Source organism: Bradyrhizobium sp. Leo170 (genome assembly GCF_004296405.1).
In the GTDB taxonomy this organism is placed as follows: domain Bacteria; phylum Pseudomonadota; class Alphaproteobacteria; order Rhizobiales; family Xanthobacteraceae; genus Bradyrhizobium.
The window spans coordinates 1-517 of the sequence record NZ_PSRR01000860.1 but is presented as its reverse complement, the minus strand read 5'-3'; the positions used below and the strand labels follow the sequence as shown (position 1 = coordinate 517).

Annotated in this window: 1 pseudogene; it reads right to left on the bottom strand. The window is 61.3% G+C overall.

What is annotated here, in order from left to right:
• Positions 1–294: pseudogene (locus CWO89_RS45115) on the bottom strand (M16 family metallopeptidase); the annotation flags it as partial.
• Between the last annotated feature and the right edge of the window lie 223 nt (positions 295–517).

Sequence of the window (517 nt, the reverse complement as noted above, 5' to 3'; positions counted from 1 at the left end):
CGTGAGCAGGCCCTGGCCCCAGAGCCGCTGCGATACCTTGCGGGCGTCGTCCAGCGTCACCGCGTCGACGATGGCGTTGCGCTTCTCGATGTAGTCGATCGGCAATTTGTCGGTCTGATACTGCAGCATCGCCTGCGCGAGCTTCGAGGAGGTATCGAGCGCCAGCATCTGCGAACCCTTCAAATACGACTTGGCCTCGTCGAGCTCCTTCTGGGTCGGGCCTTCCTCGGCCATGCGGCGGACTTCCTTCTCGATCGCGTCCACCGTCTCGCCGGCGCGATCGGCGCGGGTGCCGTTCTAGCATCCACCGAGACCGTCTTGCCCCCTCAAACTCTTCTTCGATCAGTACTAGCTTTTCTTCGGCAGAGCGCCGACGCCGCACCTGACGGAAGCATCGATGCGGTCTCCCATGGCTCATCATGAAGCTGAAATGGACCCGCGGAGCGGGACCGCTTGAACCGGTTTGTTAGTTGGAAACTGACTGCTCCTGATCCCTTTCTATCACGCAGCCAGAGAG